This window comes from Streptomyces sp., assembly GCF_036566765.1.
In the GTDB taxonomy this organism is placed as follows: domain Bacteria; phylum Actinomycetota; class Actinomycetes; order Streptomycetales; family Streptomycetaceae; genus Streptomyces.
Map to the genome: position 1 here is coordinate 1 of NZ_DATCVQ010000199.1, position 5482 is coordinate 5482.

At 74.1% G+C, this 5482-nt stretch carries 7 protein-coding genes; 3 read left to right on the forward strand and 4 right to left on the reverse strand.

The features are described from left to right. Positions 1-1185, reverse strand: a 1185-nt coding sequence (locus VIU94_RS11330; protein WP_331910286.1) for an ABC transporter permease, incomplete at its 3' end; no start/stop codon positions are given. Further along, entirely contained in the window at positions 1182-1874 is a 693-nt protein-coding gene (locus VIU94_RS11335) for an ABC transporter ATP-binding protein (protein ID WP_331910288.1), read from the reverse strand. The genes VIU94_RS11335 and VIU94_RS11330, both read right to left, overlap by 4 nt. 214 nt (positions 1875-2088) lie before the next feature. On the opposite strand from VIU94_RS11335, the gene VIU94_RS11340 reads away from it, so the two are divergent. Beyond that, positions 2089-3369, forward strand: a complete 1281-nt coding sequence (locus VIU94_RS11340; RefSeq protein ID WP_331910290.1) for a sensor histidine kinase — start codon at positions 2089-2091, stop codon at positions 3367-3369. Then, the gene (locus VIU94_RS11345; RefSeq protein ID WP_331910293.1) at positions 3366-4058 is read left to right on the forward strand and encodes a response regulator; all 693 of its coding nucleotides are present in this window, start codon (positions 3366-3368) and stop codon (positions 4056-4058) included. Before VIU94_RS11340 ends, VIU94_RS11345 begins: the two co-directional genes overlap by 4 nt. 201 nt (positions 4059-4259) lie before the next feature. On the opposite strand, the gene VIU94_RS11350 is transcribed toward VIU94_RS11345, so the two are convergent. Further along, on the reverse strand, positions 4260-4553 hold the full coding sequence (locus VIU94_RS11350) for a hypothetical protein (protein ID WP_331910295.1): 294 nt from the start codon (positions 4551-4553) through the stop codon (positions 4260-4262). A 27-nt stretch (positions 4554-4580) separates the two neighbouring features. Further along, on the reverse strand, positions 4581-4937 hold the full coding sequence (locus tag VIU94_RS11355) for a DUF3040 domain-containing protein (protein ID WP_331910297.1): 357 nt from the start codon (positions 4935-4937) through the stop codon (positions 4581-4583). Positions 4938-5145: 208 nt separating this feature from the next. On the opposite strand from VIU94_RS11355, the gene VIU94_RS11360 reads away from it, so the two are divergent. Further along, on the forward strand, positions 5146-5482 hold a 337-nt coding region (locus tag VIU94_RS11360; RefSeq protein ID WP_331910299.1), incomplete at its 3' end, for an ANTAR domain-containing protein.

Genomic DNA, 5482 nt, shown 5'->3' on the forward strand with positions numbered 1-5482 from the left:
CCACTGGCCGCGCCCGGTGCGCGGCGCCCGGCCGACGGCGATGGCCTCGACCGTACGCAGCCGGCCGGCGCGCAGCGCGGGAACGAGCGCCGCGATCCCGACGACGAGCAGCGCGGCGGCCGGCACCACGAGGTCCACCCACCAGGCCACGGACAGCGAGGCGGTGCCGTACACCGACTCGGTGTCCTGGAGCAGCGGCAGCGCCAGGACGTTGCCGAGGACGACGCCCAGCGCGATGCCGACGCCGGCCGGGATGAGCGCCTGCGCGACGTAGGCCCGTACGACCTCGCGCGGGGTGAAGCCGATGGCCTTGAGGACGCCGATCCTGCGCAGACTCGTGCCGACCGCGCCGCTGATCACACTCCCGACGATGATCACGGACATGACGATGCCGAGCACGCCGAACGCGAGGAGGAACGGGATGGTCGGCGCCGCGCCCTTGTCGGCGGCGCGCTTGACGTCCAGCCAGGACTCGCTGCCGAGCAGCGCTCCGGAGGGTACGGCGGCGGCGAGCTTCTTCCGCTGGTCGGTGATCTGCGCCGTGGTCTCCGCGGAGTCGAGGCGGTAGAGCATCTGGCTGGTGACGGGGGTGCTCTTCGACGCCAGCGCGTCGACCTGCGCGACGGTGGCCCAGGCCTGGGCGGACCGGCCGGCCGACACCGCGAAGCCGACGACCGTCAGGGTCTGCCCGTCCGCGGCGTCCGAGGACTTCAGGGTGGAGCCGAGCTGGAGGAACGGGCCGCTGAACGTCGCGGAGAGCACGATCTCGCCGTTCTTCGCCGGCCACCGGCCGGACTTCAGGTCCAGATCGTCCACGTCGCCGTGCGGCTCGGCCCGGCCGACCACGGTGACCCCCGGCATGTGCCCGCCGTTCACGTCCACCGGGTTGATGGTCGCGGTCGGGAACGGACCCGCGCTCGCGGTGACTCCGGTCAGCCTGCCGGTGGCTTCGAGCTGCGCCGTGCTCGCCTTCGCCGGGTCGTACTGCGCGGTGACGTGCGCGCCGCGCTGCGCCGCGAAGGCGTGGTCGAACGGCGCGTCCGCGGCGACCATGAGCGAGCCGGCGACCACGGCCGCGGCGACGGCCATCATCGTGGCCAGGGCGACGACCACCGTCTGCACCCGCCGTCGGCCCACGCCGGAGCGGACGACCCGGCCGAGCGCGCCGGTGCCCCAGCGGCTCATCGGACGGCCTGCGCGCGGGTGTCGCGGGCGAGGTGGCCGTCGACCAGATGGATCGCGCGGCTCGCGCACGCCTCGGCAAGGGCCAGGTCGTGCGTGACGAGGACGACGGTCTGCCCGCCGCGGTGCAGGTCGATCAGCAGCTCCCGTACGTCGTGGCCGGAGGCGGTGTCGAGCGCGCCGGTCGGCTCGTCGGCGAGCAGCAGCGCGGGCCGGTTGACCAGCGCGCGGGCCACCGCGACGCGCTGGCGCTCGCCGCCGGACAGCCGGCCCGGGTAGGCGCGGGCGTGCTTGCCGATGCCGAGCAGATCCATGAGTTCACCGGCGCGGGACGCCGCCTTGCGCCGCGGGACGCCGGTCAGCTGGGCGGGGAGCTGGATGTTGTCGGCGACGGTGAGGTCGTCGAGCAGGTTGAAGAACTGGAAGACCATGCCGATCTGTTCGCGGCGGAACCGGGCCCCCTCGTGCTCGTTCAGCCGGTCGATCCGCCGCCCGGCGACGGTCACGGCGCCCTCGGTCGGCTTGTCGAGGCCGGCGACGAGGTTCAGCAGCGTGGACTTGCCGCTGCCGGACGGGCCGGTCACGGCGAGCGCCTCGCCCTCCTCGACGGCGAGGGTGAGCGGTCCGAGCGCGGGCGCACCGGCGCTGTCGTAGCGCTTGGCGACGCCCTCCAGTTGGATCACCTGGGTCATGGGAGTGTCCGTCCTTCGGTTCGGGATGGTCTCTGGCGGCTCCGGCGAAGGTAGGAGCGGACGGGCGGCGGGCGCGTCGGCCACGGCACCGACATCGGGCCCTCCCCGCGGAGGATCCGGCCGCGGGGTCATCCCTGCGACGTACTCCTCACGGGCAGGCCACTGCGCGCGCAGGCTGATGCGGTCCTGAGCGGACGGATCGCACAATGAGCCGGTGAACACGGACGGATGGCGCGGATGGCGCCGGTACCTGCCCGAAGCACTGCGCCCGGAGGCGAGGCCCGCACCGCTGTCGCGCCGGGCGTTCCGCTTCGACGTGGTGCTGGCGGTCGTGCTGACCGTCGTCTCGCTGGTCGTCGCGGTGCGCTACCCCGACAGCGGGCCCGTCCGCATCAAGGGGGACGTGCCGTTCCCGGCCCCTCCTGAGCCGCCGCCGGTCGTCCCGCTGCGGGAGGGCGAGCCCTCGCCGCAGATCTGGCCGCTCGTCGTGCTGTCGGCGCTGCCGCTGGCGTACCGGCGCCGGTTTCCGCTCACCGTGTTCGCGGTGGTGATGGGCGCGACGCTGGTCATGGTCGACGACGCCACCTGGATGAACGTGCTGACCTGCGTCATCGGCGCCTTCAGCGCCGTCGTCCACAGCCGCCACCGGATGGGGGCGATGGCCGGACTGGTCGCCGCCGCCGTGCTCGCGGGCTTCGCCTTCCGGGAGACGGAGCCCATCCTTCCGGGCTGGACGAGCCCGGCGGTCGTCCTGCTGATCGCCGGACTGCTGGCCGGTCTCGTCCGGTTCTGGCAGCGGCAGCTGGCGACGAGCAAGGACCGGTACGCGCGGCTGCAGGAGGCCCAGGACGAGGCCACGCGCCGGGCCGTCGAGGAGGAGAGATCCCGGATCGCCGCCGAACTGCACGACGTGGTGACCCACAATGTGAGCGTGATGGTCATCCAGGCGGGCGCGGCGCGCAAGGTGATGGACGCGGCGCCCGAGCGGTCGAAGCAGGCACTGCTCGCGGTGGAGGCGGGGGGACGGGCCGCCATGGCCGAACTGCGCCATGTGATGGGCCTGCTGGCCGCCCCGGACCACGAGCGCCCGGACGGCTTCGAACCCCAGCCGGGGCTCGGCCGGCTCGACGCCCTGGTCGACCGGGTCCGCACGGCGGGTACGCCGGTGCGGGTCGAGGTGTCGCTGCCGCCGGACCCGCTGCCGCCCGGGGTGGACCTCGCGGCGTACCGGGTCGTCCAGGAGGCGCTGACGAACGCCATCAAACACGCGCCGGGCGCCGAGGCCGCCGTCGTGATCGGCCATGAGGACCACTGGCTGGAGATCGAGGTGACGGACACCGGCGGCGTACGGGACGACACGTCGGCGGACGGCAACGGCCGGGGGCTCATCGGACTGCGGGAGCGGCTGGCGGTCTACCAGGGCGAGCTGACGTCCGGGCCGACACTCGCCGGGGGCTGGCGGATCGCGGCGCGGGTCCCGTGGAGGACCGCGTGAGCGGGGCGCCGCTGCGGGCCGTCATCGCCGACGACCAGGCCCTGGTGCGCACGGGCTTCGGCATGATCCTCGCCGCGGACGGCATCGAGGTGACGGCCGAGGCGGCCGACGGGGTCGAGGCGGTCGCCGCGGTCCGGCGGACCCGGCCCGACGTCGTCCTCATGGACATCCGGATGCCGGAGATGGACGGCATCGAGGCGACCCGGCGCATCCTCGCCGACGGCGGCCCGGACGGCGCCCGGGTCATCATCCTCACGACGTACGACCTCGACCACTACGTGTACGCCGCGATGACGGCCGGCGCCAGCGGCTTCCTGCTCAAGGACGTCAGTCCGGAGCACCTGGTGGCCGCCGTACGCATGGTGCAGTCCGGCGACGCGCTGCTCGCGCCGGCCATCACCCGCCGGCTGATCGAGCGTTTCGCGCAGCCCGACGAGGCGAAGGCCGCCTCCCTGCACCGGGACCTGTCCGGCCTGACCCCGCGCGAACTCGAGGTGCTGCGCCTGCTCGCGACGGGCCTCAGCAACGCCGAGCTGGCCGAGCGCCTCGTCCTCAGCCCGACCACGGTCAAGACGCACATCGGCCGCATCCTGTCGAAACTGGACCTGCGCGACCGCGTCCAGGCCGTGATCCTCGCGTACGAGACGGGCCTGATCGCCCCGGGAAGCGCCCCGGGCGGCGGGGCCTAGGCCGTGTCTGACAAATACCGCCGTCCGCCCGCAGGGCGGGGCGCGCGGCGTCCGGTGCGTGCAATCGCAAGGCGGTGGGGGCACCCCCGGACGAAGTCTGGGGGAGATCATCCTCGTACTGGACGTACTTGGATGACTCCGACAACGCAGCGAGTGTGCGTGCCGGGCGTCGCGCGCCAGGCGGGATTTGTCAGACACGGCCTAGCGGCGGCGGACGTCGCGCGTCGCCATAAGCAGCGCGCCCGCGACCGCGCCCGCTGCCAGGACGCCCTTCGTCGAGCGCCAGGACAGGACCGACCAGCAGGATTGCGCGGAAAGCAGCGAGCCGAGGCTCGCCCAGGAGCCCACGGACGCGCAGGACAGGGCGCTGCCGACGGAGCCTACGGAGAGGAAGGACCCGACGGAGCCGATGGAGAGCGTCGATCCCACCGAGCCGATGGACAGGACGGAGTCCCGGGACCACAGGGACAGGTGCGAGTCGGTGCGCTTGGCCATGTGTTCGATCCTAGGCTCGGGACGGCCTCAATCGCCCGCTGAAGGACCGTCCCCGTCCCGCGCCGCCCGTACCGCCGCACGGCGCGCGGACCAGCGGCCGGCCCAGGCCATCACCAGGCGCAGCAGGCAGACCAGCGTCAGCACCCAGGCCGCGGCGAACGCCCAGACCAGCGCGGTCTCCGCGGTGGCGACGGCGAGGACGAGCAGAGTGACCGTCACCGCGCCCAGCAGGACGACGCCGGCCACGGAGACGCCGAGGCCGGGGATCCGGCGTCGCCGCCCCATGGTGCGCATGCTGCGGTCGAGGGGGTCGTCGTGGCCGAGGGCCTGCTCGATCTCGGCCAGGATGCGCCGCTCGCGCTGCGAGAGCCGTGCCTCGTCCATCCCGGACACCTTCTCCCGGTCCGGCGGCGCCGCGGAACGGCGACCGCTGCCGCCTTGCGAATACCCGTTCCCACGGCGCTCAGACCCGGAAGCGAGGCTTCCGCGCGCGTAAAATCGGGAGCGCAGTCGGGGCGCGCCTTCCGCGAGGTCCGACGTCCGCACCGTGAGGTCCCCGAGGCTCCGCCCTGGGGGAGGAACGGAGGCCGTCTTGAGCAGCTCCGCCGGGCCGTCCGGCGCCCGGACGCAGTCCGCGTACGCCGACCTGGTCGCCGAGAACCGGCGGCTCCGGGCCGACTCCGCGCGCCGCCATCTGCTGGACCTGGCCACCGGCGTCCTCTCCGCCCAGCTGCGGGTGCCCCTGCCCGACGCGACCGACCATCTGGACGGCCTCGCGGAGGCGACCGGGCTCCCGGTGGCGGACATCGCCGCGGACATCGTGAACGCGGTCGCCGGCGACGCGGGCCCCGCCGTCACCGCGCCGCCGCCCGGCACCGGCACCGGTCCGGCAGACCCGGCCGTCCTGGCCGTCCCCGCCGCCCAGCGCT